This is a genomic window from Aeromonas sp. 604176 (assembly GCF_049170755.1).
Taxonomy (GTDB): domain Bacteria; phylum Pseudomonadota; class Gammaproteobacteria; order Enterobacterales; family Aeromonadaceae; genus Aeromonas; species Aeromonas veronii_A.
This window is the reverse complement of record NZ_JAAKNE010000008.1, coordinates 38,403-62,756: the sequence shown is the minus strand read 5'-3', so window position 1 is coordinate 62,756 and position 24,354 is coordinate 38,403. Positions and strand designations below refer to the sequence as shown.

The 24,354-nt window shown below is 59.4% G+C and carries 20 protein-coding genes and 1 pseudogene; 5 read left to right on the top strand and 16 right to left on the bottom strand.

Going from position 1 to position 24,354, the window contains the following annotated elements; genetic code table 11:
- From G5358_RS02850 to G5358_RS02835, 4 genes are all read right to left on the bottom strand, one after another.
- Positions 1–1,184: YgiQ family radical SAM protein (locus G5358_RS02850; RefSeq protein WP_421323572.1), on the bottom strand; the 1,184-nt coding region annotated here is incomplete at its 3' end.
- A 224-nt stretch (positions 1,185–1,408) separates the two neighbouring features.
- A complete protein-coding gene (gene befA / locus G5358_RS02845; protein WP_005347598.1) occupies positions 1,409–2,185 on the bottom strand; it encodes a beta cell expansion factor BefA in 777 nt (258 codons plus the stop codon).
- 211 nt (positions 2,186–2,396) lie between these two features.
- Entirely contained in the window at positions 2,397–3,836 is a 1,440-nt protein-coding gene (gene pyk / locus G5358_RS02840; RefSeq protein WP_266134250.1) for a pyruvate kinase, read from the bottom strand.
- A gap of 174 nt (positions 3,837–4,010) precedes the next feature.
- On the bottom strand, positions 4,011–4,868 hold the full coding sequence (locus G5358_RS02835) for a MurR/RpiR family transcriptional regulator (RefSeq protein WP_005347620.1): 858 nt from the start codon (positions 4,866–4,868) through the stop codon (positions 4,011–4,013).
- 344 nt (positions 4,869–5,212) lie between these two features.
- Between G5358_RS02835 and glk the strand changes: the two are divergent.
- Positions 5,213–6,184, top strand: a pseudogene (gene glk / locus G5358_RS02830) (glucokinase); the annotation flags it as partial.
- A 205-nt stretch (positions 6,185–6,389) separates the two neighbouring features.
- On the opposite strand, the gene G5358_RS02825 reads toward glk, so the two are convergent.
- A complete protein-coding gene (locus G5358_RS02825) occupies positions 6,390–6,890 on the bottom strand; it encodes an SRPBCC family protein (RefSeq protein WP_421254481.1) in 501 nt (166 codons plus the stop codon).
- 155 nt (positions 6,891–7,045) lie between these two features.
- Between G5358_RS02825 and G5358_RS02820 the strand changes: the two genes are divergently transcribed.
- On the top strand, positions 7,046–7,468 hold the full coding sequence (locus tag G5358_RS02820; protein ID WP_421323573.1) for a GNAT family N-acetyltransferase: 423 nt from the start codon (positions 7,046–7,048) through the stop codon (positions 7,466–7,468).
- 154 nt (positions 7,469–7,622) lie between these two features.
- Here G5358_RS02820 and G5358_RS02815 read toward each other — a convergent pair whose 3' ends face one another.
- From G5358_RS02815 to G5358_RS02805, 3 genes are all read right to left on the bottom strand, one after another.
- Complete coding sequence (locus G5358_RS02815) at positions 7,623–9,149, bottom strand: methyl-accepting chemotaxis protein (protein WP_421203055.1); 1,527 nt, start codon at positions 9,147–9,149, stop codon at positions 7,623–7,625.
- Positions 9,150–9,189: 40 nt separating this feature from the next.
- Positions 9,190–9,921, bottom strand: a complete 732-nt coding sequence (locus tag G5358_RS02810; protein WP_227342193.1) for a substrate-binding periplasmic protein — start codon at positions 9,919–9,921, stop codon at positions 9,190–9,192.
- A gap of 550 nt (positions 9,922–10,471) precedes the next feature.
- Positions 10,472–11,710 (bottom strand): uracil-xanthine permease family protein, encoded by a 1,239-nt coding sequence (locus G5358_RS02805; protein ID WP_005334784.1) that lies wholly within the window; start codon positions 11,708–11,710, stop codon positions 10,472–10,474.
- A gap of 305 nt (positions 11,711–12,015) precedes the next feature.
- Here G5358_RS02805 and G5358_RS02800 point away from each other — a divergent pair, with 305 nt between their 5' ends.
- Positions 12,016–13,299, top strand: a complete 1,284-nt coding sequence (locus G5358_RS02800; RefSeq protein ID WP_421323571.1) for a hypothetical protein — start codon at positions 12,016–12,018, stop codon at positions 13,297–13,299.
- On the top strand, positions 13,296–13,637 hold the full coding sequence (locus G5358_RS02795) for an RT0821/Lpp0805 family surface protein (protein WP_216953134.1): 342 nt from the start codon (positions 13,296–13,298) through the stop codon (positions 13,635–13,637). The genes G5358_RS02800 and G5358_RS02795 overlap by 4 nt, the downstream gene beginning before the upstream one ends.
- 87 nt (positions 13,638–13,724) lie before the next feature.
- On the opposite strand, the gene G5358_RS02790 is transcribed toward G5358_RS02795, so the two are convergent.
- Complete coding sequence (locus tag G5358_RS02790) at positions 13,725–15,440, bottom strand: NAD-dependent malic enzyme (RefSeq protein WP_421323570.1); 1,716 nt, start codon at positions 15,438–15,440, stop codon at positions 13,725–13,727.
- Positions 15,441–15,715: 275 nt separating this feature from the next.
- Between G5358_RS02790 and G5358_RS02785 the strand changes: the two genes are divergently transcribed.
- Entirely contained in the window at positions 15,716–16,480 is a 765-nt protein-coding gene (locus tag G5358_RS02785; protein WP_216953132.1) for a substrate-binding periplasmic protein, read from the top strand.
- An 87-nt stretch (positions 16,481–16,567) separates the two neighbouring features.
- Here G5358_RS02785 and G5358_RS02780 read toward each other — a convergent pair whose 3' ends face one another.
- The 7 genes from G5358_RS02780 to G5358_RS02750 form a co-directional block, all read right to left on the bottom strand.
- Positions 16,568–16,978 (bottom strand): DNA breaking-rejoining protein, encoded by a 411-nt coding sequence (locus tag G5358_RS02780; RefSeq protein WP_288729494.1) that lies wholly within the window; start codon positions 16,976–16,978, stop codon positions 16,568–16,570.
- Positions 16,979–17,137: 159 nt separating this feature from the next.
- Positions 17,138–18,109 carry a formate dehydrogenase subunit gamma gene (locus tag G5358_RS02775; RefSeq protein WP_216953131.1) on the bottom strand — a complete coding sequence of 324 codons (972 nt, stop codon included), beginning with the start codon at positions 18,107–18,109 and terminating at the stop codon, positions 17,138–17,140.
- Positions 18,106–18,732 carry a formate dehydrogenase FDH3 subunit beta gene (fdh3B, locus tag G5358_RS02770; protein ID WP_005334799.1) on the bottom strand — a complete coding sequence of 209 codons (627 nt, stop codon included), beginning with the start codon at positions 18,730–18,732 and terminating at the stop codon, positions 18,106–18,108. The genes G5358_RS02775 and fdh3B overlap by 4 nt, the downstream gene beginning before the upstream one ends.
- 4 nt (positions 18,733–18,736) lie before the next feature.
- The gene (locus tag G5358_RS02765; protein WP_421323569.1) at positions 18,737–21,613 is read right to left on the bottom strand and encodes a formate dehydrogenase subunit alpha; all 2,877 of its coding nucleotides are present in this window, start codon (positions 21,611–21,613) and stop codon (positions 18,737–18,739) included.
- Positions 21,614–21,636: 23 nt separating this feature from the next.
- A complete protein-coding gene (locus tag G5358_RS02760; RefSeq protein ID WP_041208942.1) occupies positions 21,637–21,840 on the bottom strand; it encodes a transcriptional initiation protein Tat in 204 nt (67 codons plus the stop codon).
- A gap of 101 nt (positions 21,841–21,941) precedes the next feature.
- Complete coding sequence (locus G5358_RS02755; RefSeq protein ID WP_421323568.1) at positions 21,942–22,559, bottom strand: TorD/DmsD family molecular chaperone; 618 nt, start codon at positions 22,557–22,559, stop codon at positions 21,942–21,944.
- Between the two features lie 10 nt (positions 22,560–22,569).
- Complete coding sequence (locus tag G5358_RS02750; RefSeq protein ID WP_421323567.1) at positions 22,570–24,309, bottom strand: 4Fe-4S dicluster domain-containing protein; 1,740 nt, start codon at positions 24,307–24,309, stop codon at positions 22,570–22,572.
- Between the last annotated feature and the right edge of the window lie 45 nt (positions 24,310–24,354).

The following is a 24,354-nucleotide window of genomic DNA, read 5'->3' as shown; positions in this document are numbered from 1 at the left end:
CCTTCGTGCTCGGTGATGGAGCAGAAGGAGCAGCCGCCAAAGCAGCCGCGCATGATGTTGACCGAGGTCTTGATCATCTCGAAGGCCGGGATCTTCTCGTTGCCATAGGCCGGATGCGGCACCCGCTGGTAGGGCAGGCCGAATACGCCGTCCATCTCCTCGGTTTCCAGCGGGAAGGCGGGCGGGTTGACCCAGACGATGCGATCGCCGTGAGCTTGCGACAGAGCGCGGGCGCAGCCGGGGTTGGTCTCGTGGTGCAGAATGCGCGAGGCGTGGGCGTAGAGCACCTTGTCCTCTTTCACCCGCTCGAACGCCGGCAACTTCACATAGGTTTTTTCCCACGGCTTGGGTTTGGGCGGCTGCACCAGCACGGGTTGGGCTTCCTGCGCGGCAGGCGCCGCGTCGCTGGCATCATCCGAGCATGGGGCCCCTTCCATATAGGGGTTCATGATGGGATCGATACGGCCAATCTGGTCGAGCTTGCTCGAATCCACCCCTTTCCAGCCCGGCAGCGGCTCCTTGCGGATAACGGCGGTGCCGCGAATATCCTGCATGGTGTCGATGGTCTCCCCCGCTGCGATGCGGTGGGCCACCTCCACCAGCGGCCGCTCGGCGTTGCCGTAGATGAGGATATCGGCCTTGGCATCAAGCAGGATGGAGCGGCGGATGGTCTCGGACCAGTAGTCGTAGTGGGCGATACGGCGCAGGGATGCCTCGATGCCGCCAATGACCACCGGCACCTCCTTGAAGGCCTCCTTGCAGCGCTGGGTATAGACCAGAGTGGCGCGATCCGGCCGCTTGCCACCCACATCCCCCGGGGTGTAGGCGTCGTCGTGGCGCAGCTTCTTGTCGGAGGTGTAGCGGTTGATCATGGAGTCCATGTTGCCCGCGGTCACCCCGAAGAAGAGGTTCGGTTTGCCCAGACGCATAAAGTCATCCTTCGATGACCAGTCCGGCTGGGCGATGATGCCGACCCGAAAGCCCTGCGCCTCCAGCATGCGGCCGATGACCGCCATGCCGAAGCTCGGGTGATCCACGTAGGCATCCCCCGTCACCAGAATGACGTCGCAGCTGTCCCAACCGAGCTTGTCCATCTCTTTGCGGGACATGGGCAGGAAGGGCGCCGTGCCGTAGCACTCGGCCCAATAGCGGGGATAGGAGAAAAGGTTGGGTACCGGCTGCATTTTGAACACCTGGAAAAATTCGGGTCGCGCATTATACCGATTGCGGCCAAGGGGAGCGATGGCTTTTTGTCCCCAGCATTCGCGTGGGAAAAGGCGCTTTGCCATCCAACATCCGCATCACGCCACCACAAACAAGCACGCCCGCAGGATGAGTGCGGGCGATCTTTGACTGCAACTGCCGCACGGTGAGCCGGGCCAATGCGGGGGGCTCACCGCCTGAATGGTTACTGACTCAGATCCTTGTCGATCCAGTATTTGGAGCCGGAGATGTTGGCATCGAACAGCAATCCCTTCTCGCCGATTTGGTAGATGGCCATGCCACCGTTGTATTTGGCGGTCAGCTCGGCGCTCTCCTTGCCAGCTACCACACCCACTTCTGAGGTGGCCTCCCACCCCTGGGTCACGAAGGCATCGAATCTGGCCTTGTCTTCAAACAGGATCACCTGCTGATAGAACTTGCCACCGATACCGGCCGCCAGCCCCGCGCCAAACATCTTCATATAGGTGTGTTTGCCACTCTTGCGATTGATGGCCACCCCGGCGCCCTGATTGGTATGCAGCATCAGGGAGAACTTGCGCGAATCGAATACTGCGTAGCCATACGCCTTGTCAAACAGCAACTTGGCTGAAGGCTGTTCATTGAACAGGCGCACCAGTGCCGTGTCGGCCATGGTGTTGAGCGCCACCCGCGCCTCTTGCGGGGTTTTGGGCTCCAACATCTCGTCGAGCTTCTTGTCGGCTACCTTCAGCCACTCCTTGCCGGTGGCGATGCTCTTGTCGGTCCAGACCCCGGCGGTGTTGAACGCCTCTTCACCCCAGGCAGAGATGGAGGCCCAGCTCTTTTTGGAGAAGTCGCTGACGTCCTGCCATACCTCCTTGCCAGTCTCACTCACGGCGGTGCCGAGATCGGCGGCGGCAGCCTTCAGTTTCTCCCAGTCGGCATGGCTGGGTGACACCACCAACGTCAGTGACAGGGCCAGCAACCAGTTACGCTTGTTCATTTTTTCACTCCCGTATTGTCGAGTGTCTGGGTTATCCTGCGATCCCCTACAACAGGCTACCCGGTGAAAACCACTCCCGCATTATCGGAAGGGGAATCCGGTTAAGCAATCATTGAGTCCTGTTTATCCCGCCAAAGCGCGACAGCCGTTAATAAAAAGGCTGCTCATCAGAGAGGAGCAGCCTTGTTGAACACTGTGAAACCGGACGGGCTTATTCGACCATCATCACCTTGCAGGTGTTGGTACTGCCGACGGTTTCCATCTTGTCACCGTGGGTCAGCAGTACCATGTCCCCGCTTTGCAGCAGCCCCTTATCCTTGAGCACGGCCAGCGCGTCGCGGCACACTTCGTAGACCGGTTTGGTCTCGTCACCGTCGAACAGCACCGGGGTCACACCACGGTAGAGGTTGGCCCAGGCCAGCGTCTTGTTGTGCGGCGACATGGCGAAGATCGGCAAACCGGAGCTGATACGGGACATCAGCAGCGGGGTGGTGCCCGATTCGGTCAGCGCCACGATCGCCTTGACCCCTTCCAGGTGGTTGGCCGCATACATGGTGGACATGGCAACCGCCTCTTCCACCGAGGTGAAGGTGTAGCTCATGCGGTGGTTGGAGACGTTCAGGCTCGGGTGCTTTTCGGCACCGACACAGACGCTCGCCATGGAGGTCACTGTCTCGATGGGGAACTGACCGGCTGCTGTTTCGGCAGAGAGCATCACCGCATCGGTACCATCCAGCACGGCGTTGGCGACGTCCATCACTTCGGCACGAGTCGGCAGCGGCGCGTTGATCATCGATTCCATCATCTGGGTGGCGGTGATCACCACACGGTTGAGACGACGGGAGTGACGGATCAGCTTCTTCTGTACACCAACCAGCTCGGGGTCACCGATCTCGACGCCCAGATCGCCACGGGCAACCATAACGGCATCAGAGCCGAGGATGATATCTTCCATCGCTTCGTCAGTGGCGACGGTCTCAGCGCGCTCGACCTTGGCCACGATCTTGGCATTGGAGCCAGCTTCGCGAGCCAGTTCGCGGGCGTAACGCAGATCATCACCGCAGCGCGGGAAGGAGACGGCCAGATAATCCACGTTCATCAGCGCGGCTGTCTTGATATCTTCCTTGTCTTTCTCGGTCAGGGCTGGTGCGGAGAGACCGCCCCCTTTCTTGTTGATGCCCTTGTTGTTGGAGAGCGGGCCCGCCACGGTCACAGTGGTATGGATGCGGGTGCCTTCCACGCTCTCGACTTTCAGTTGTACACGGCCATCGTCCAGCAGCAGGATGTCACCCGGCACCACATCATTTGGCAGGCTCTTGTAGTCGATACCAACCTGCTCCTGACAGCCTTCACCCTTGCCCAGGGCTGCATCCAGCACGAACTTGTCACCGATGGCGAGATAGATCTTGCCATCCTTGAAGGTGGATACACGGATTTTCGGGCCTTGCAGGTCACCCATGATGGCAACGTGGCGGCCGAGCTTGGCAGCAATGTCACGCACCTGATTGGCGCGCTGGATATGATCTTCAGGAGTGCCGTGAGAGAAGTTCATCCGCACCATGTCGGCACCAGCGCGGATAATCCCTTCGAGGATCCCTTCGCGGTCGGTGGCCGGACCAAGTGTGGTTACAATCTTTGTACGTCTAGGCATGAAAGACTCCAATATGAAGTTGAGATAACTTGAGATTCTGCCCCATCAAACCGATGGCTCGATGCACCCGCTTGCAAACCATCCGGGTGGTTTTTGTTATTAAGTTACAATACCACATCAAGACTACACCAAGGAGGGTGGCATAGACAGTCGGGGGCCAAAGCCCCCGACGATTCAGGAAGAGTGTGGTGTTTCAAAGCGGGATTCGCGCAATCCCTCTTTTACCTTCTTCAGGTTTTCACGAAATTTCATCCCCCGGCGCAGGGTAAATCCGGTTGCCAGCACATCCACCAGCGCCAGCTGCGCGATGCGGGAAGCCATCGGCATGTAGACATCGGTATCTTCCGGCACATCCATGGAGAGCACCAGGTTGCACTCGCGCGCCAGTGGGGAATCCTTGGCGGTCATGCCGATGACGGTGGCGTCGTTCTCGCGCGCCAGCGCGGCGATCTCGACCAGCGCCTTGGTGCGGCCGGTATGGGAGATCAGCACCACCACATCTCCTTCGCTGCTGTTGATGCAGCTCATGCGCATCATGACGATATCGTCAAAGCTCACCACCGGGATATTGAAGCGGAAGAACTTGTTCTGGGCATCGCGGGCAACGGCTGAGGAGGCGCCAAGACCAAAGAAGCTTATCTTCTTGGACTGGGTCAGGATATCGACACAGCGGTTGATGGCCGAGATATCCAGGCTGTTCTTGGCGGCATCCAGACAAGCCATGGTGGATTCGAAGATTTTGGCCGTGTAGGTATCGGGGCCGTCTTCTGCTTCCACATGACGATTGACGTAAGGAGTGCCATTGGCCAGGCTCTGGGCCAGATGGAGTTTGAAATCGGGGAAGCCTTTGGTATCGAGGCGACGGCAAAAACGGTTGACGGTCGGTTCACTGACGTCGGCCATTTTGGCCAGGGCGGCGATGCTGGAGTGGATGGCGGTCTGGGGAGACGCCAGGATCACCTCGGCAACCTTGCGTTCTGATTTACTGAAACTTTCCAGGTTGTTCGTAATTTTATCAAGGGTATTCATCATCACCACCAGACGTTTTTGTAATTTAGCTTCAGTGTCTTTGCACTAAATCTACGGCTAAGCAGGTTTCCAATCAAGCTGATGACTATACAAGACAAGCGGTTATCGCAACTAACGCCTGCCGTACAAAGTATGACTCATCTCTAATTATTTCGTACTTTTCGTTACAAAACGTCACCTCGCTGTGAAACCGCTTACAAATGTTGCAAAGCAACAACACTGTGAGCAGGCGCACGTTTGTATCGATCCGGCGGGTGAGTGAGCCTGAGCTCGGATAGAATGGGCCGTCATAATCCAACAATAATGTCGGGACACCACAGTCGTCCCCATCCTGTAACGAAGGAGTTGTTATGCAGCATACCCATGCGCTGGTCGGCGATGTCGGCGGTACCAATGCGCGTCTGGCCCTGTGTGAGCTGGCCACCGGTACTATCTCTCAGGCAAAGACCTACTCAGGTCTGGCCCATCCCAGCCTTGAAGCCGTGGTTCGCCTCTATCTGGAGGAACACAAGGTCGAGGTGGCTGAAGCCTGCATCGCCATCGCCTGCCCCATCAATGGTGACTGGGTCGCCATGACCAACCACAGCTGGGAGTTCTCCATCAGCGAGATGCAGAACAATCTCGGGCTGGCACGCCTGCAAGTAATCAACGACTTTACCGCGGTCTCGATGGCGGTACCGGTATTGGCCGAATCGGATCGCATCCAGCTGGGCGGCGCCGCACCGGTGGCTGGCAAACCCATCGCTATCTATGGAGCGGGCACCGGCCTTGGGGTTGCGCATCTGGTCAAGGCGGGCGATCAGTGGTTGAGCCTGCCGGGCGAAGGGGGTCATGTGGATTTTGCCGCCAACACCGAAGAGGAAGATGCGGTGCTGCAGGTGATGCGTGGCGAACTGGGCCATGTCTCGGCCGAGCGTTTCTTATCCGGCCCGGGCCTGGTCAATCTCTATCGCGGGCTGGTGAAATCCGATGGTCGTGAGCCGGAGCCGTTCGCCCCTAAAGACATTACCGAACGTGCGCTGGCGGGCGAGTGTCTGGATTGCCGCCGCACCCTGAGCCTGTTCTGCGTGCTGATGGGCCGCTTTGCCGGCAACCTGGCGCTCAATATGGGTACCTTTGGCGGCGTCTATATCGCAGGGGGCATAGTGCCGCGCTTCCAGGAGTTCTTCACCAGTTCCGGTTTCCGGGTTGCCTTTGAAGACAAGGGCCGTTTCAAATCCTACCTCAAGGATATTCCGGTATTCCTGATCACCCATGAAGGGCCTGGCCTGCTCGGCGCTGGCGCTTACCTGCGCCAGTCGATGGGGATTACCATCTGATTGTAAGGTGGAGTGAAACTGAAACATCCGTGGTTCAGCATCGATTCAGTGTGGATGGCATATAGTAATGGCACGTAACCAAGAGGGTTGTACTTCACAAGGAGTGGAAAGCGACTCTCATCCGCTGGATACGTTTGTCACCTGACAAGCCTGAACTGTTTCAACCGGCCTTTTGGCCGGTTTTTTTTATCTCTGTGCCCCGAAATTACTGGGACAACGCCTTCAGCTGTGCCTTGTCGGGCGGGTTGTTCCAGTCGATGGGGCCGTGGGTAAAGCGGTACTGCAGCCGTGGCAGGCTGGTCTCCAGCCACTCTTCCCTAAAGTAGGCATACCCATGATTCCAGTCAGGATCATTGGCCCAACCAGTTTGCAGGAAGTAGAGGCGAGTGCCCTGCCCTTCCGGCACAAAGCGCAGACAAACCTGAGTCTTCTGCTGACGAATATGGGGCAGACTGGGCGGAAAATTCCAGCTAAAGCTGAGCAAATCATAGGGCATGACAGCCATGACCCTGCACCCTTCACTGCCCCGTTCACCCAGTGGAGCATCCGGCCTGAAGTAGATTTCGAAGGGGCCATTCGGTTCGGCTACCATCAAACACTCGGGAGCCAGAAAACTGCGCAGACCACTCTCTGTCGTCCAGGCGTGCCACACGTCATCGATATGAGCCGGAACAAAAATGTTGCCTTCAATCTGTTTATTGTCCATAAATCAACAATCCTCACGCCATCCATACAGGGGACTTCGGCAGTATAGCCCCATGACAAATGTATTGGACAGCCCTTAATCACACCCTTGTCATTTGCCCCAGATAACCTTGCCCGCGTGCAACAGGGAACAGTGACCGCCCTTGGGAGAGCATGATGATCAGGCGCATGGAAGAACGTGATATCACCCCGCTGGCCAAGCTGTTTTTACAAGGCCGCAGACAAACCTTTCACTGGGTAGACCCCTCCCTGTTTCACCTGGATGACTTTATCGAGCAGACCCGGGGAGAAGAGATATGGGTGGCTGAGCGAGGGGGGACGCTCTGCGGATTTATCGCCGTATGGCAACCCGATCACTTTGTGCATCATTTGTACGTTGCGAGCGACTGGCATGGTCAGGGGATTGGGCGAGCGCTGCTCGAACATGGTCTGGCAAATAATCCCCGCACGGCATCACTCAAGGTGGCAACCCGCAATACGGCGGCCGTGGCCTTCTATCATCGGCTTGGCTGGCAGCATGGCGACGAGACCGGGTACTGCGAGCTCACCGGTTCCTGGTGCAAGCTGTGTCGTGAGTAGACAACAGCTCTCCAGACTGTCATGCATGGGCCCGTAAAGGGAAAATATCGATCCGGGATTGCATGGCAGAATATGAGAACACCACGACCCCCGTTGCGCGCGTGATCGCGACCACCGCTCGCACCGAGGATCCCCCGCAGGGCGTATGTGCTCTCTAGACCCGAAACAGCTTGAGCAGGGTATCGAGCTGACCGGAGAGCTGGCGCAAATCGCTGCTGGCTTCAGCCACTTGCACCACCCTGGCCGCGCTCTCGCTATTAAGGGTGGCAATCCGGTTCACGCTATGGCTCACCGCCTCTGCTACCGAGTGTTGCTCTTCCGAGGCTTGGGCAATATACATGTTCATCTCGCGGATCAGACTGACCTGGTTTTTAATTTTCTCCACCGATACCTGTACATCGGCGGCTTCGGCTCCCGCACGAGAGGCCTGCTCCTGGCTCAACTGCATCCCGGCACCGACATTCTGGGTCGCCTGTTGCAGCCGTTTGATGCTGGCACTGATCTCTTCGGTCGACTGACGAGTGCGCCCCGAGAGGGTTCGCACTTCATCGGCCACCACCGCAAAACCTCGCCCCTGATCCCCAGCCCTCGCCGCCTCGATGGCGGCATTGAGCGCCAGCAGATTGGTCTGCTCGGCAATACCATTGATCACTTCGATAATATTGCCGATGCTGCTGCTCTCGGTAGAGAGGGAGCGCATCAGCCCCGCCACCCGTTCCACCTCTCCCACCAGCTGATGAATCGCCTGATTGGCATGACCGGCCAGATTGTAGCCCTGCTCGACATAAAGGTTGGCCTCATCGGTCGCCGTAGCAGTCTTCACTGCATTACCTGCCACCTCCTGCACCGCCTGGCTCATCTCGGTAATGGCAGTCGCGACCTGATCCAGCTCCAGTTGCTGGGCATCACTGGCGCCCCGAGTATCCGCCGCAAGGGTGTCACAACGTTCCGCGGTCTGCAGCACGCCAGCAGAGAGCTCGTTGATTTCGGCCACCATCTCCTGAAGCTTGGCAATAAAGTGATTGATGTTGGTGGCCAGCGCGCCCATCTCATCCTGACGGAGGATCTTGAGACGCCGGGTCAGATCCCCCTCTCCCCTGGCCAAATCGAACACCGCCAGATTCATCTGATGAAGTGGTCTCAGCACATTGCGATGAATGAGTACCATCAACAAGGCAATGATACAGATATCAAGTACCAGGATCTGCCAGACAGTGGTGATCAACTGCTGGCGCAAGTTGGCCTGAATGGCCGCATCACTGGTTTCGACCAGCAATCTGGCCACGGTATTTTTCTGGCCGCTGTCGTCGTAGACCAGATCATACCCCCCATAGGCCGCCGTATCGGCGGGTATGGCCGCTACAGGGGAAATAGTGCCCGCTGCATCGCGGGCAAACCCGGCCACCAGCTTCTCCTTGTTGACCACCAGCAGTGTGCTGAGCATATCGGCCGCCAGCTCGGATTTGAGCGATGCCTCGATAAAGGCCGACTCATAATTCCACAAAGGGCCAGGTAAGGAGAGCTGCAGTCGCTTGATCGCCTGCTCGACCAGCTGAGCCTGTTTGCTGTAGCTCTCTTCCCTCACCGAGCTGTAGTTATAACCACCAAACAGTACCAATAGCAGACTCACCGAGAGGGAAGTCAGTACGGCAATCCTGAACTTCAGACTTTTCCAATCCATGACTTCCTCCCGGTATTAACGGCAGCAGGAACAGTACAACTTACTGGTACTTGGCGTTGATTTTCTCGATGGTGCCGTCGGCTTTCATGGCTGCCAGAACCTCGTTGAGCTTGTTGATGAGTTCATCGGGCGTATCCTTGTTAAACGCCAAACTCATCTGGGTTTCCTTGAACACGAAGACCGGCTTGGGTGAGGCCACCTTCTCCTTGCTGGCCAGATAAGGCGCCAGATACTGGCCGGTTGCCCAGAGATCGATACGACCGGCCTCCAGTTTTTTCACGTTGGCGGTGTCATTGGCTGCCAGCTGCAACTTGGCAAATCCCTGTGCCTTGAGATACTCGGCTGCCGCATCACCGTTGTAGCCCCCCACCGAATACTGCTTGGCCTCTTCCAGTGAAGAGACTGTGATATTGGCCGTCGAGCTGGAGAAGAACACCCAGTTGTTATTGACCAGCGGCCCCACCCATTTAAACAGCGCCTCACGCTCCGGGGTACGAGTCGTGGAGTAGAGTGCGGTGTTGGGAGTGCTGAGGGTATCTTCATACGCCCGCTTCCAGGGCATCAGGGTCAGCTTGTATTCGACGCCGGCACGCTTGAGCAGCTCTTCGACCACCTCGGTCGATAGCCCGACAATCTTGCCCCCCTCCCCCTGCATGTTGAACGGAGGGTAATCCTCGGTCATCACGTTCAGTGGCGCAGCCTGAACCGCGCTTATCGCCATCATGGAAGAGACTGAAAAAATTGCACTTTTCCACAGCAGTTGATAGTTCATTGCAACCTCGCTTTGCTTGCCATTCATCCCTGAACATCCGCCGTTACCGATGGCGGTGCACATCTGACCCGCAGGGGTCATGCCGGCTTTCACGGCTCGCCGCCCACCCATGTGCAGCAGCAAACAGATCCAGATTTTGCCAGTGCGCAACGAAACGCAATCGGCGGGGGAGGCTCACGACAAATCGAGGTGGAAACATGCCAGGGCAGCATGAGGGGAGTGTGGAGGGGGCGGATAAACCTCTGCCATACAACAGCGCTGTGGCGAAGCAGAAGCGCATCGTTTAATGACCAGGGTCTGGGAGAGAAATGATAGAAAACGCCAACATCCATTTTCCCATACTGCTCGAGGAGACCTCAGAGCCAAACCTGTCCTTTAGCTAAGGTCACGAAAAGAGATACGTCAAATGAGAATGCTAACCCCCTCATCTGCTTCCAAATTAGATTCCAGACGAGCTCCGCCGAGCAGAAAAGTGGCGCGAGATACCCGAAAAAGAGAAGGCCACCGCGAGGTGGCCTTCTCCAAATCAACAATCAACGTCTGGTGGAACTCAGTCCTTGGCCGCGTCCATCACACCCTCTTCGGAGTGCGCAGGCAGGATCAGGTTGAGCAGGATGGCGGCAACGGAGGCCAGGCCAACACCGGCCAGCGCGAAGTCGCCAATCTTCATCTCCAGCGCACCGACACCGACGGTCAGAGTCACGGCGACGATGGCGATATTGCGTGACAGTCCCAGATCCACCTTGGATTCCACCAGCGTCTTGAGACCGATGGCAGCGATGGATCCGAACAGCAGCAGCATGATACCGCCCATCACCGGCATCGGGATGGAGGTGAGCAGCGCATTGAACTTGCCGAAGAAGGCCAGAATGATGGCAAACACCGCAGCCCAGGTCATGGTGACCGGATTGAAGTTGCGAGTGATCATCACGGCACCGGTCACTTCGGCGTAGGTGGTCACGGGTGGGCCACCGATGAAACCGGCGAAGCAGACGCCGATGCCGTCACCGGCCAGCGTACGGTGCAAACCCGGATCCTTGGTGTAATCCTTGCCAGTCACGCCACCAATCGCCAACACGCCACCGATATGCTCGATACAGGGGGCGATGGCTACCGGCAACATGAACAACGCAGCAGCCCAGTTGATCTCCGGGGTTTCGAAGTGGGGCAGCGCCAACCAGGGGGCGTTCACCATGCCATCGAAACTCACCTGGCCCATGAAGACCGCCGAGACATAACCGGCAATCACGCCGCACAGGATGGGGATCAGCTTGATCCACCCCTTGCAGAACACAGCTGCAATCAGGGTGACCGCCAGCGAGATACCGGCCAGCGTCAGCGCAGTCCCCGCAGGAACCACCTGCTCACTACCGGCGCGGCCCATCGCCATGTTGCAGGCAACCTGCGCCACAGAAAGACCGATCACCATGATCACCGGGCCAATCACCACCGGGGGCAGCAATTTGTGCACAAAACCCATCCCTTTTGCCCGGATCAGCGCAGCCAGAATGAAATACATGAAACCGGCGGCAAACAGGCCAAACATGGTGGATGGCAATCCCCAGGTCTGGGTGGCGTAGATGATGGGAGCGATAAAGGCAAAGCTGGAACCGAGGAAAATCGGTACCTGGCGGCGGGTGCAGAGCTGGAACAACAGGGTGCCCACACCGGCGCCAAGCAGGGCCATGGAGGGGTTCAGTCCGGTGAGCAGGGGCACCAGAACCATGGCACCGAAGGCGACAAACAGGATTTGCAGCCCGGCGACACTTTGCTTGACTAAGGAAAACATGGATGTCCTTAATTTTTTGATAACTGATGGGGATATTTATCACTTTTCAGTTATCACAAGACTTTTCCAAGGCACAAAATGAACACAAATGCGTCACTTGTTACCTTTTACTGCTTGGGAAGGGCATGAAACTGGCTTTTTAGGCGGGATTCGTTGCTACAAGCATCGAGTATGCGATTTTACGCATTATTGTGACGAACGCCAATCGTTTTTCCATCATGTTTATTGTGTTCATAGTCAAAAATGCCGCCGCTTGGGGGCGCTCTATACTGGATCCTGTGAATCAAGATGGACAAGGAGTCCCCATGTCACAGCCCTCATTCAAGGCCAGCCAGCGCAGATTGCTTATTGGCTCGGCCATCGCACTCGCCCTGTTTGCGAACCCGTTCAGTTATGATTTCGCCCACAATGAGTGGCAAATGAATCAGGCCTATGCCAAGTCCTGCTTTATCGCCGGCACTCGCATCACGATGGCCGATGGCTCCACCCGCCCCATAGAGACGCTCAGGGTCGGTGAACGAGTGCTGGATCAACACGGCGGCAGTAACCGGATCCTGGCGGTCGAACGGGTCATACTGGGCAAACGCAGACTCTACGGGATCAATGATCTGCCCCCGTTCTTTACCGCAGAACACCCTCTGCTGACCACGCGGGGCTGGGCAGCCATCTCACCGGCCATGACACGAACCGAAAACCCGCAACTGGCAGTGCTGCCGCTATTTACCGGCATGCAGATAATGTGTCGCCCGGCACCTGTCATGGTGACGGGCAACCTGGCCCTGCAATCCCAGCCGGAATTACTGCTGGTTGAGTCACTCTGCTGGATCGAGGCGCCTCCCACTACCGCACTCTTCAATCTGCTGCTCGATGGCAGCCACAGCTACATCGCCAATGAGCTGATCGTTCACAACAAAGATGGCGATGGTGGCAGTGGGGGCAGCAGTGGTGGGGGCAGCAGCAGTGGTGGTGGCAACAGCGGCGGAGGCAGCAACAGCGGCGGAGGCAGCAACAGCGGCGGTGGCAGCAACAGCGGCGGAGGCAGCAACAGCGGCGGAGGCAGCAACAACGGCGGAGGCAGCAACAACGGCGGAGGCAGCGACAGCGGCGGTGGCAGCGATGGGGGCAGCGATGACAGTGGCGGCCAAGGCGAGCATGCCGGCGGAGAGCAGCATGGTGGAGGTGAACGGCATGCTGGTGGAGAAAAACATGCAGGGGGAGAACGCCATGGGGGTGGCCGCGGGTTTGGCAATGGCGTTGATGACAACGGTGTGGATGCCGTCGATGCCAACGGCAACAAGCTCAGAGGCGATGGCACCATCGATGACAACGGCGTAGATGCCGTCGATGCCAACGGCAACAAGCTCAGGGGGGATGGAACCATCGATGACAACGGTGTGGATGCTGTCGATGCCAACGGCAACAAACTAAGAGGTGATGGCACGGTCGATGACAACGGTGTGGATGCTGTCGATGCCAACGGCAACAAACTAAGAGGTGACGGCACGGTCGATGATCGCCAGCAAGTGCTTACCGATGAGCAGGAGCGGGTGCTGCTCAACAACGGTTTTCGCCAACAGGGGCAACCATGATGCGATATCTGTTACCACTCCTCCTGCTCGGCCTCACTGGCTGCGCCACGGTCGACACTCCGCCGCTTTACCATCAGATGGATAAGGCAGATGTTCAACTGGCCAATCAGGCCCTTGCCAAGGCGCTGGAAACCCGTACCAAAGGGCAGAGCCTCACCTGGTTCAATCCGGCTAATCGTCACTCGGGCAGCGTCACGCCGCTACGCACCTTCCGCCATGCCAGCGGGGAGTGGTGTCGCGACTATCGCGAGCAACTCTATATCGGCCAGGCCAGTCAGCAGTGGCAGGATACCGCCTGTCGCAATCAGCAAGGGCGCTGGCGACCATTGCGAACTTAGTGAATGCCACGGGGTAAACGAAAGGGGGTAGCAGCGCTACCCCCTTGTCATCTTTACCGACCCTTTATCGGGGCGGTGAATACGCGGTTATACCCGACGATAGGGCAGGTAAACCGGCTCCCACATGTGGTTGAGGATATGCTGCTGCAGATCCTGCCCGATCAGCGGGTGGGACGGATCCCGACGCACGATATCCTTGAGCACGGCGGTGGCCACATGCACCGAGATGTTGCGCAGTTCGCGAATACGCGGATAGACGGCTCCCTTGGCCAGATCCTCTTCGCTTACGCACTCGGCCAGCGCAAAGGCGGCGGTGGTGAAGATATCCGGGCTGATCTCGCGGATCTGGCTGACGATGGCCGCCAGACCTACACCGGGGAAGATAAAGACGTTGTTGCCCTGCCCCACCCGGAACTCCTGCCCCTCGTAGCTCACGTCCTTGAAGGGACTACCGGTCGCCACGATCGCCTTGCCCTTGCTCCAGCGGTAGATATCCTCCGGCAGCGCTTCACAGTTGGCGGTCGGGTTGGAGAGCGGGAACACCATGGGGCGCTCGCAATGCTGCAGCATCAGCTGGATGTGTTCTTCCTGGAAGGCACCGCCCGAGCCACTGGTACCCAGCAACACGGTAATGGGCACATGACGCAGTACATCGGCAAGATTGGCCTTGCCGGGCACCTCGGTGTCCCAGCCTGCCAGCAGCAGCCCCGGTTTGGCGTAACGACGCTTGTACTCGTCAAGTCCCTCGCGGTTGTCGCACACCAGCCCCTGGGTATCCAGGATGTAGATGCGATCCCGCGCGGCCTGCGGATCCATCCCCTCACGGATCATCCCCGCGCAGATCTGATCCGCGACACCAACCCCGCCAGCGCCAGCGCCATAGACCAGATAGTTCTGCTGGCCCAGGGTCTCCCCCTTGACCTTGACCGCGCCTATGATACCGGCCAGCACCACGGCACCGGTGCCCTGAATGTCATCGTTGAATGACGGCAGTGCCTGCTGGTAGCGGGCCAGATTGTTGAAGGCGTTGGATTTGCTGAAGTCTTCCCACTGCAGCACGGCGTTGGGGAAGTGACGCTTGACCCCCTGCACGAACTTGTCGATGAACTCTTCGTACTCCTTGCCACGAATACGCTTGTGGGGGCGGCCCAGATACATGGGATCATCGAGCAGTTTCTGGTTGTCGGTGCCCACATCCAGCGCGATGGGCATGCAGCAGGCGGGGTGAATACCGGCCCCAAGGGTATAGAGCGCCAGCTTGCCGATGGGGATCCCCATGCCACCAACACCCTGGTCGCCGATCCCCAGAATGCCCTGGCTGTCGGTGACGACTATGATGCGGATCGATTTGGCATCGAAGTGACGGGCCTGACTGCCCATATCATCTACGTTGTCCGGGGTGATGTAGAGGCCGCGCGGCTTCTGGAAGCGGTGGCTGAACTCCTGGCACGCCTTGCCCACGGTCGGGGTATAGATGTAGGGAGTCATCTCCTCCACATGGCGTGACAACAGGGCATAGAAGAGAGTCTCGTTGCGATCCTGCAGAGCACGCAGGTTCTGGTACTTCTCGATATCGCTGCAAGCGCTCTTGAACCCCTCATACACTCGCTCGAGCTGGGCTTCAAAGGTTTGTACCTGAGGCGGCAGCAAACCATCGAGATCAAAATCGGCCCGCTCCTGTTCGGTAAAGGCCGTGCCCTTGTTGAGGTATCGATTGTTAAGCAGATCAGTGCCGGTCAGTGCAACGGGGCGAAAATCCTCTCCCTGTGCATCTTTCCACAGCAGATATTGTCCGGTAGCCATAGTCATTCTCTTTGATTTACGTGAAATTGCCGTTCGGCAGGAGAGCAAGACTCATAATGAAATCAATCATATGACGTTTACTCGATCGGTTTTGTGAGCTTGGGCATACCCTGTGGCCAAAATCCGCTCATCTCGCTCCCCGAGTGATAAATATCCACGGAGAGGAATGAGACTCATGCTAGCATTGCGATCAATTCCGCAACGTTTCACCATGCCGCAGCCGGGAGTGACCTGATGCCCTCGACTTTTTCAGCCAGCTTTTGCCTCCTCTCGCCATGCGTCTGATACTGCTCCTTGCCCTGTCACAACTGCTTGCCTGCCAGTCAGCTCTCGCCGCACAAGGGAGAGAACTGAACATCATCGTGGGTGAATGGCCCCCTTTCGTCTCCGAGCAGTCAAAACAGCACGGTCCCGTGGCCCACCTTATCAGCGATCTGTTCAAGGAGGCGGGCTATGAGGTGAAGTTCCACTTCGCCCCCTGGGGCCGGGTCTATTCGCTGGCGGCCAACAGCCAGCTCTACGACGCCACCGCCGTCTGGATGCACAAACCGGAGCGGGAGCAGGATTTTCTGTTCAGCGAAGCGGTGCTGCAGGAGCAGTTTGTCTTCTTCTCCCTCAAATCACGGCAGCTGCAAGCCGAGCGCCTTGAGCAGATCATCGGCATGCGGTTGGGGGGCGATATCGCCTATAGCTACGGGCCAGATCTGGACAAGATGGTGGTCGATGGCAAGGTAACCCAACAGAAAGTCACCGACGTGAAACAGAATTTCGGCAAGCTGCTGCGCGGGCGGATCGACCTCTATCCGCAAGAGCTGCGAGTCGGTCTGGCCGAGTTGCAGAGCCAGCTCGACCCCGCCAGCGCGGCACTCATCACCCACAGTCAGACCCCTTTTCTGCGCAACGACAGCTTCGTGATGTTCCCGCGCAAAATGCCGGATTCAGCCAAACTGCGGGATCAGTTCAATCAGCAGTTGCAGCAGGCCATCGCCAGCGGACGTTATAAGCGCTACTTCGAACGGCTGGCCCGGGGGGGCTATTAACCTTGGCGAGGCAAAAACAGAGGGGATAAAACAACGGTGGCGGCCCTTTGTGGCCGCCACCTCTGTGATGCTTGTCAGCTGCTGGCATTAGCCGCTGATGCCCACTTCCAGCTTGAACGGCGTCTTGGCCTTGCTGCTCTCGGCCGCCCCCATCTGGTAGACCCGAATGGTATAAGTGCCCTTGGCGGGCAGGGTTGCCTCAAAGTTGTTCCCTTCCGTAGAGCCGATAAACATCGCCTCCCCCTTGCTGCCCGGCGGCAGAATATTGAAGTAGGGCTTGCCGGTCAGGATCACCACCATGCTCTGGCCCTTGTTGGCCGTCAGCTTGTAATCGAGGGTCTGGCTACCTTGAATGGTGCCGTTGATGGTTGCCCCTGACTCCCCCTTCTTGAACTGCACCTGCTGGGTCTTGATCCCGTCAGCCGCATGCGCCACGCCCGCAATACCACCGAATAGCGCAGATGCACATACCGCTGCCAGCCATGCTTTTCTCATCATTTGTCATCCCTTGTGTGAATGGAACCCCTGTTACTGTTGCTCAAGGTGGCCCAAAAAACCATCGCCGTTTGCGGCATCGCTCAATCAATTTGCCATCACGATCGACCCGCCATCAAAAGGGGCGCCGCAGCGCCCCTTCTCTTTACTCTTTGTCGACCATCAGCTTGATTTGCCCGCCTTGGGCTCATCGAGAGTGTGTTTCACCTCTTCATACCAGAGGTCGTGGTGCTCCTTGGCCCAGGTCTCGTCCACCTCGCCGGTCACCATCCCCTCCAGCGCCCCTTCCAGCTGGAACAGACCCATGTAGATATGGAAGATAAAGCCGCAGATAAGGATCAAGGCGCCTACGATATGGATAAAGCTGGCCCACTCCATCTGACGGCGCAGCTGGCCGAAGATGGGGAAGTCGAGGAACAGCCCGGTCGCCACGACGATGCCGCCAAACCAGATCAGTAGCCAGAAGATCGCCTTCTCGCCGCCGTTGGAGAAGCCCGCCGAGGGGTGACTTCCCTTGTGCTTACCGAGCATGCCGCCAAACTTCATGAACCACTGCACATCCACCATATTGACGATGTTGTGGCGGAACCACTTGATGAGTACCCCCATCAGGCAGAGGAAGAAGAGCGGCCCCATATAGTTGTGGAACACCTTGGCAAACCAGATCCAGTTCTCCCACACCCCGAGGCTCACCACCGGCTTGATGAAGTACTTGCCGTAGATGATGGCCAGCCCCGACCCGGAGAGGGTCAGGAACATGGCCGCCGTGGTCCAGTGCAGCGCCCGATCCAGCCGACTCCAGCGCTTGAGCTTGCGCCCGGTGCGCGGTTTGGAGAGCTTGGTCTGCCCCACCACCAGATACATCAGGCCACACATGGCGAGCGACCCGAAAATGGCGATGGCACCGAGCGGCGACACCCACTTGGTCTTCACCTCGAACCAGAGCTGACCCGGCACCGAGATAAGCACCCCGTGCTCCGGCGAGCGGGAGGTGGTCACCCCCTCCTGCCCATCCTTCACCGCACGCCAATAATCGGCGCCGGCAAAGCCGACCGCCTCTTTCTCGGCATCGGCGAAACTTGCGGTACTCACCAGCAGCAGGGCCGCAAACAGGGCCATTAGCCAGGTTTTCATGCCGCCCCTCCCTGCTTGTTCAGCTTGCTGGCATCGTGGAACAGCTCATCGCCATTACCCCAAGCCGCATCCTTGGCACCGCGATAGGCAACCCGCTCGCGGAAGATGTCGGAGATCACCTGCGCATCCCCCGCCAGCAGCGCCTTGGTGGAGCAGAGCTCGGCACACATCGGCAGCTTGCCTTCGGCGATGCGGTTGGCACCGTACTTCTGGCGCTCCGCTTCGCTGTGATCCTCTTCCGGGCCACCGGCGCAGAATGTGCACTTGTCCATCTTGCCCCGATCGCCAAAGGCGGCGGTCTTCGGGAACTGGGGCGCCCCGAACGGGCAGGCAAATAGGCAGTAGCCGCAACCGATGCAGAGATCCTTGTTGTGCAGCACTATGCCGTCGTCGGTGTGATAGAAGCAGTCGGCCGGGCAGACCGCCATGCAGGGGGCATCGGTGCAGTGCATGCAGGCGACCGAGATGGAGGTCTCCCCCGGTAGGCCGTCGTTGAGGGTCACCACCCGGCGGCGCTGGATGCCCCACTCCAGGGCATCGTCGTTCTCGTTCTTGCACGCCGTCACACAGCCGTTGCATTCGATGCAGCGCTTTGTGTCACACATGAATTTCATTCTGGCCATGGGATCAGGCTCCTACTTTGCGAAAACGGCACAGGGTGACCTTGGTCTCCTGCATCTGGGTGACCGGGTCATAACCATAGGTGGTGACTATGTTGACCGACTCCCCCAGCACATAGGGGTCAGACCCTTCCGGATACTTGGATCGCAGATCCTTGCCCTCGAAGTGGCCGCCGAAGTGGAACGGCATAAAGGCGAGCCCCGGTTTGACCCGCGGGGTCACCAGCGCCTTCACCTTGACCCGGCCCCCTTCCGGCCCCTCGACCCACACATCCTGACCGTCGCGCACGCCGACGTCATTGGCATCCGCTGGGTTCATCTCGACGAACATCTCCTGCTGCAATTCAGCCAGCCAGGGGTTGGAGCGGGTCTCGTCGCCGCCCCCCTCGTATTCGACCAGACGGCCGGAGGTGAGGATGATGGGGAACTCCTTGCTGACATCCTTCTCCTGCACCGAGGCGTACTGGGTCGGCAAGCGCCACAGGCTCTTCGAATCAGGCCAGGTGGCGTAGTCGGCCAGCAAGTCGCGGCGCGGGGTGTAGAGCGGCTCGCGGTGCTTGGGCACCTGATCCGGGAAGGTCCACACCACGCAGCGCGCCTTGGCGTTGCCGTAAGGGACGAAGCCGTGCTTGATGGCGACCCGCTGGATACCGCCGGAGAGATCGGTCTTCCAGTTCTTGCCCTCGGCCTCTTTCTTCTCGGCCTCGGTCAGCTCATCCCACCAGCCGAGCTGTTTCATCAAGTCGGCGGTGATCTCGGGATAACCGTCTTCCACCTCGCTCCCTTTCGGCCAGGAGTCTTCGGCGAGCAGCGAGACGCCCTGATACTCGATGCCGAAGCGGGCGCGGAAACCGCCACCCCCTTCCGAGACCGGAATACTGGTGTCGTAGAGGATATGGCTGCCGGGGTGCTTCATCTCAGGGGTGCCCCAGCAGGGCCAGGGCAGACCATACACTTCGCCGCTGACCGGGCCGCCTTCGGCCTTGAGGTTGGTCTTGTGGAAGGTGTGCCAGTTCTGCTGGTGTGCCTTGAGCCGCTCCGGGCTCTGGCCGGTGTAGCCCACGCTCCACATACCGCGGTTGTATTCACGGGTGATGTCTTCCAGCAGTGGCTGGTTGTTCTCCACCTTGATGTGTTTGAACAGCTGGTCGGCAAAGCCGAGCTTCTTGCTCAGGAGATACATGATCTCGTGGTCGACCTTGGATTCGAACAGGGGCTCAATCACCTTGTCGCGCCACTGCATGGAGCGGTTGGTGGCGGTGACGGAACCATAGGTCTCGAACTGGGTGGTGGCCGGCAGCAGGTAGACGCCGTCGGTGCGATCGTTCATCACCGAGGCGACGGTGGGATACGGGTCGACAATCACCATCATGTCGAGCTTTTGCATCGCCTTCTTCATCTCGGGGCCGCGGGTCTGGGAGTTGACCGCATGACCCCAGTAGAACATGGCGCGGATGTTGGAGCCCTGCTCGATCAGATCGGCATTCTCCAGCACCCCGTCCACCCAGCGGGAGACCGGAATGCCGTTGTTGTTCATCGGCAGCTTGCCGTTGTAGGCCTTGTTGTCGAAGCGCGCCTTGATCCACTCGTAATCGACATCCCACACCCGGGCCCAGTGCTTCCAGGAGCCCTCTTCCAGCCCGTAGTAACCGGGCAGAGAGTCGGAGGTGACGCCAAAGTCGGTGGCACCCTGCACGTTGTCGTGGCCACGGAAGATGTTGGTGCCCGCCCCGCTCTTGCCCACGTTGCCGAGGGCCAGTTCGAGGATGCAGTAAGCGCGGGTGTTGTTGTTGCCGGTGGTGTGCTGGGTGCCGCCCATGCACCAGACCACGCAGCCGGGGCGGTTGTCGGCCAGCAGCTTGGCTGCGCCATAGACCTGCTGTTCGTTGAGGCCGGTTACCCGCTCAACTTCCGCCGGGGTCCAGCGCGCCACCTCTTTTTGCACCTCGTCCATGCCATAGACGCGGGTACGGATAAACTCCTTGTCTTCCCAGCCGTTCTTGAAGATGTGCCAGAGCATGCCCCAGATAAAGGCGACGTCGGTGCCCGGACGCAGGGAGAGGTACATGTCCGCCTTGGCGGCGGTGCGGGTGCGGCGCGGGTCGACCACCAGGATCTTGCAACCGTTGCGCTCTTTCGCCAGCAGGATGTGCTGCATGGCGACCGGGTGGGCCTCCGCCGGGTTGGAGCCGATAAACATGATCGACTTGCTGTTGTGCATGTCGTTCAGGCTGTTGGTCATGGCGCCGTAGCCCCAGGTATTGGCTACGCCAGCAACCGTGGTGGAGTGGCAGATGCGCGCCTGGTGATCCACGTTGTTGGTGCCCCACAGGGAGGCCATCTTGCGAAACAGGTAGGCCTGCTCGTTGGAGTGCTTGGCAGAGCCGAGCCAGTAGACGCTGTCGGGGCCGGACTCCTTGCGCAGGCGCAGCACCTCGTTGCCCACCTCTTCGATGGCCTGATCCCAGCTGATGCGCTGCCACTTGCCGCCCACCAGCTTCATCGGGTACTTGAGGCGACGCTCACCGTGACCGTGCTCGCGCAGGGCCGCCCCCTTGGCGCAGTGACCGCCAAGGTTGAAGGGGTGATCAAAGGCCGGCTCCTGACCGGTCCAGACGCCGTTTTGCACCTCGGCATAAACGCCGCAGCCCACCGAGCAGTGGGAGCAGATGGTGCGCTTCACCTCGACCGGCACCTCGGCCGCCACTGTTTTGGCCTCGGCCCGCTGCATCATGGCTGGCGCCAGCCAACCGGCGGCCACGGCGCCACCGGCCACCAGACCCGAGTTGACCATAAAGGCGCGACGGGTCAGCCCCTGACCGCGAACAGTATCATTGCCCTGCTCGCCCGCGCGGGGCTGCTCGGCACGTTTTGTCAGTTTCATGAATTCTCCTTCACTGATCCGGCTCAGTCAGTGCCGCGCAGGGTGCGATAAAAGTCGTGAACATGGGGGGTCTCCCTATAGCCCTGATCAGGCTTGGTATCGTGGGTCAGCGCCTCTTTGCTCACCACCCGACCGGCAGCACCGGCCAGCACGCCTATGGTGGCGACCACGCCAACTCCCTTGATCAGATTGCGGCGAGACGGGTCTTTCAGCTTTTCATCGCTCATTCTTGTGACCTCTGTTGTTGTTCTTGCCGGCGCCTGCGCGCCAGCTTCGCGTCCAATGGGATATCTCGTCTGCTCGTCTTGTTGTGGGTGGATAAGGGCGTTCAGCCCGTCACCACGCAGGCGCCAAACGGCAGGCGCAATTCGTTTTCCAGCTTGAAGAAATCTTCGGCAAGGGCCCCGACCGCCCGGTAGAAGCTGCCCCCTTTCGCCTGTTGTTGATCGCGGCAGCAGGCGAGTACCCAGGGGGCAAGGTGGCGTTCATAGAAGCGGTTGCGCTCCGGGTGCTGCTCGGCAATCAGTACCGCCATCACCTCGCAGAGGGCGGCCAGATGATCTTCCGGCTCGCACACTCCGCTCTGGCGCTCGAAGCCGAGGGACTGCAGATCTGCGCGCAGTACCGCCAGCGGCAGCTCCATCAAAGAGCCGGTGAGATACCAAGAGGCAAACGGCACAATCTCCCCGCGCCCCAGCCCGATAAAGAGATCCTGATACTCCTCGGCAAGCTCGTTTTCGTGGTGGCTGCTGGCCGCCAGCTGCACCAGCCCCAGCCCTCTGGCAAAGGGGCCCGGCATCGGCTGCAACCCTTGCAGCCAGGCGAGCTGTTCACCACGGGGGGCGGCGCGCCAGAGGCTTGCCAGCAGGGCGTAGAGATCGACGCTGCTCTGTTCCAGTTCGGTCATGGTCAGTTCGCCAGCCTTTTCGTTATGTTGTTCATTCATCACTGCCCCCTCATACCTTGAGCTGGGAGACGGGATCCGCCGCCAGCGCCGCAAACACATCCTTGACCCGGCACTCCTCGCACATCAGCAACCGCTGGGCGGCCTCGTTCTGGAAGTGGGAGTGACCGGCCAGTTTTTGCTGGATACGGCGGATCATCGAGGCAGGCGCGAACGGCTTGGCGCAGCGAATGCAGCAGGCAGCCTCTTCGGCTTTCAGGCTCTGCACGGCGCGGCGCGCCTCGGGCACCGGCTGCAGGCGGGGCGTGAGCACGATGGCCTGCTCGGGGCACGCCTTTTCGCACATGCCGCACTGGATGCAATCCTGCTCGATAAAGTTGAGGCCGGGGACATGACCCACCGCATGCAGGGCGCGACTCGGGCAGACCGCCACGCAGCCCATGCAGAGGGTGCAGTCTGCGTCTTTCAGCTCCACGCTGCCGTATGGAGCGCCATGAGGCACCGCCAGCGGCTCGCGGCTCCCCTCGTTGGCCTGCCAGAGGACATCGAAGGCGGCAAACAGGTTCTCCCGTTTGTCTCCTTTCAGCGGCTTATCCAGCAGGGCAACGGTTGGCTGGCCGGAAACAGGCTCACCAGCATCTGCGTCAAACAGAGCAATACGATTGGCAGCAAGGCCGGCGCCCGCCAACAGCACGGCGGCGCTCGCCAGCTCCCGCTCAACCAATGCCCGCACACTTGCGGGAGCATCATCACCGAGCGCAATGCACACCGCACTGGCGCCATAGGCGAGGGCGGCGAACCAGCTCTCGATACCCAAACTCGCGCTCTCCTCCACCCAGACTGGCAGCCAGTTGGCAGGCAAACGGGTGAGTTCGGCTTCCACCCATTCGCGCTCGTTTTCGCCGGCGATCAGCAGTCGAGGCGCTTCGCCGCCCGCATCCCGGTAGTGCTTGAGCAAGCGCAGCAGATAGTCGCCGCTGGTGTTGGCGTCGGGCTGGTGATAGGCAATCGCCCCGGTCGGACAGGCCGAGGCGCAGCTACCAAAGCCCTGACAGAGATGGGGATCGATCTGGATGCGGCCATTGATGGGCTTGAGCGCATCAGTCGGACAGACATCAAGGCAGCGGCTGCAACCGGGCACGCCACGGGCGGTAAAGGCGCAGGCCTCGGGGTCGAGACGAAAATAGCGAGGTTTGTCGAAGATACCGGTCAGCGCACAGAGCTCAGCGAGTCGTTCGACCAAGCCAACATCATCGGCCAGATGCAGATAGCCGACCGGCGGGCGCTCCAGCGCAAAGAGCGGGGCACGGCCCAGATCGGCCACCAGATCAAAGCGTGGTTCGCCATTTTCCGCAGCCTGCTGAGTAAAACAGAGCGCCGCCAGATTAACCCGCTCACCCTGACCATTGAGGCCGGTAAGCTGGAACTGCCCCAGATACCCTGTCAGGCCCGGTTCGCGCAGGGTCAGGGCCGCGAGGGATGCGGTGGCATCGAAAATGGTTTCGAGATCGGCCGCCTCGGCATCAAAAACGGATTCGGTCACCAGCAGGATGGGCGTCACCCCGGCGGGCAGCAGGCTGGCGGCGCGGCGAATCCGATCTTCCGGGCCGACCAGCAGCAGGCGCCCCTGACTCTGGTAAGAGACAGTGGCCGGGATCAGGTTGTCGGTCTTGACCGTATGCTGCAGGGCATAGGCGCGAGCGCGCGCGCTATGCTCGGCCGCCCCCTCCCCATGGGCAAGATTGGAGGCCAGATTTGGGCTCAGATTTGGCAATGTTTGTTCAGTGCTCACATACGCTCCTGTGCGCGCCACCTCATGGGATGGGCGCTTGTTGGT

What these genes read in the sequence shown, in the direction of transcription:
- G5358_RS02765 (WP_421323569.1), bottom strand. Translation starts at nt 21,613, where the DNA reads ATGAAACTGACAAAACGTGCCGAGCAGCCCCGCGCGGGCGAGCAGGGC.
- G5358_RS02760 (WP_041208942.1), bottom strand. Translation starts at nt 21,840, where the DNA reads ATGAGCGATGAAAAGCTGAAAGACCCGTCTCGCCGCAATCTGATCAAG.
- G5358_RS02790 (WP_421323570.1), bottom strand. Translation starts at nt 15,440, where the DNA reads ATGGCTACCGGACAATATCTGCTGTGGAAAGATGCACAGGGAGAGGAT.
- G5358_RS02825 (WP_421254481.1), bottom strand. Translation starts at nt 6,890, where the DNA reads ATGGACAATAAACAGATTGAAGGCAACATTTTTGTTCCGGCTCATATC.
- G5358_RS02810 (WP_227342193.1), bottom strand. Translation starts at nt 9,921, where the DNA reads ATGAACTATCAACTGCTGTGGAAAAGTGCAATTTTTTCAGTCTCTTCC.
- fdh3B (WP_005334799.1), bottom strand. Translation starts at nt 18,732, where the DNA reads ATGGCCAGAATGAAATTCATGTGTGACACAAAGCGCTGCATCGAATGC.
- G5358_RS02800 (WP_421323571.1), top strand. Translation starts at nt 12,016, where the DNA reads ATGTCACAGCCCTCATTCAAGGCCAGCCAGCGCAGATTGCTTATTGGC.
- pyk (WP_266134250.1), bottom strand. Translation starts at nt 3,836, where the DNA reads ATGCCTAGACGTACAAAGATTGTAACCACACTTGGTCCGGCCACCGAC.
- G5358_RS02775 (WP_216953131.1), bottom strand. Translation starts at nt 18,109, where the DNA reads ATGAAAACCTGGCTAATGGCCCTGTTTGCGGCCCTGCTGCTGGTGAGT.
- G5358_RS02835 (WP_005347620.1), bottom strand. Translation starts at nt 4,868, where the DNA reads ATGATGAATACCCTTGATAAAATTACGAACAACCTGGAAAGTTTCAGT.
- G5358_RS02785 (WP_216953132.1), top strand. Translation starts at nt 15,716, where the DNA reads ATGCGTCTGATACTGCTCCTTGCCCTGTCACAACTGCTTGCCTGCCAG.
- G5358_RS02755 (WP_421323568.1), bottom strand. Translation starts at nt 22,559, where the DNA reads ATGAATGAACAACATAACGAAAAGGCTGGCGAACTGACCATGACCGAA.
- G5358_RS02805 (WP_005334784.1), bottom strand. Translation starts at nt 11,710, where the DNA reads ATGTTTTCCTTAGTCAAGCAAAGTGTCGCCGGGCTGCAAATCCTGTTT.
- G5358_RS02780 (WP_288729494.1), bottom strand. Translation starts at nt 16,978, where the DNA reads ATGATGAGAAAAGCATGGCTGGCAGCGGTATGTGCATCTGCGCTATTC.
- G5358_RS02795 (WP_216953134.1), top strand. Translation starts at nt 13,296, where the DNA reads ATGATGCGATATCTGTTACCACTCCTCCTGCTCGGCCTCACTGGCTGC.
- befA (WP_005347598.1), bottom strand. Translation starts at nt 2,185, where the DNA reads ATGAACAAGCGTAACTGGTTGCTGGCCCTGTCACTGACGTTGGTGGTG.
- G5358_RS02815 (WP_421203055.1), bottom strand. Translation starts at nt 9,149, where the DNA reads ATGGATTGGAAAAGTCTGAAGTTCAGGATTGCCGTACTGACTTCCCTC.
- G5358_RS02820 (WP_421323573.1), top strand. Translation starts at nt 7,046, where the DNA reads ATGATCAGGCGCATGGAAGAACGTGATATCACCCCGCTGGCCAAGCTG.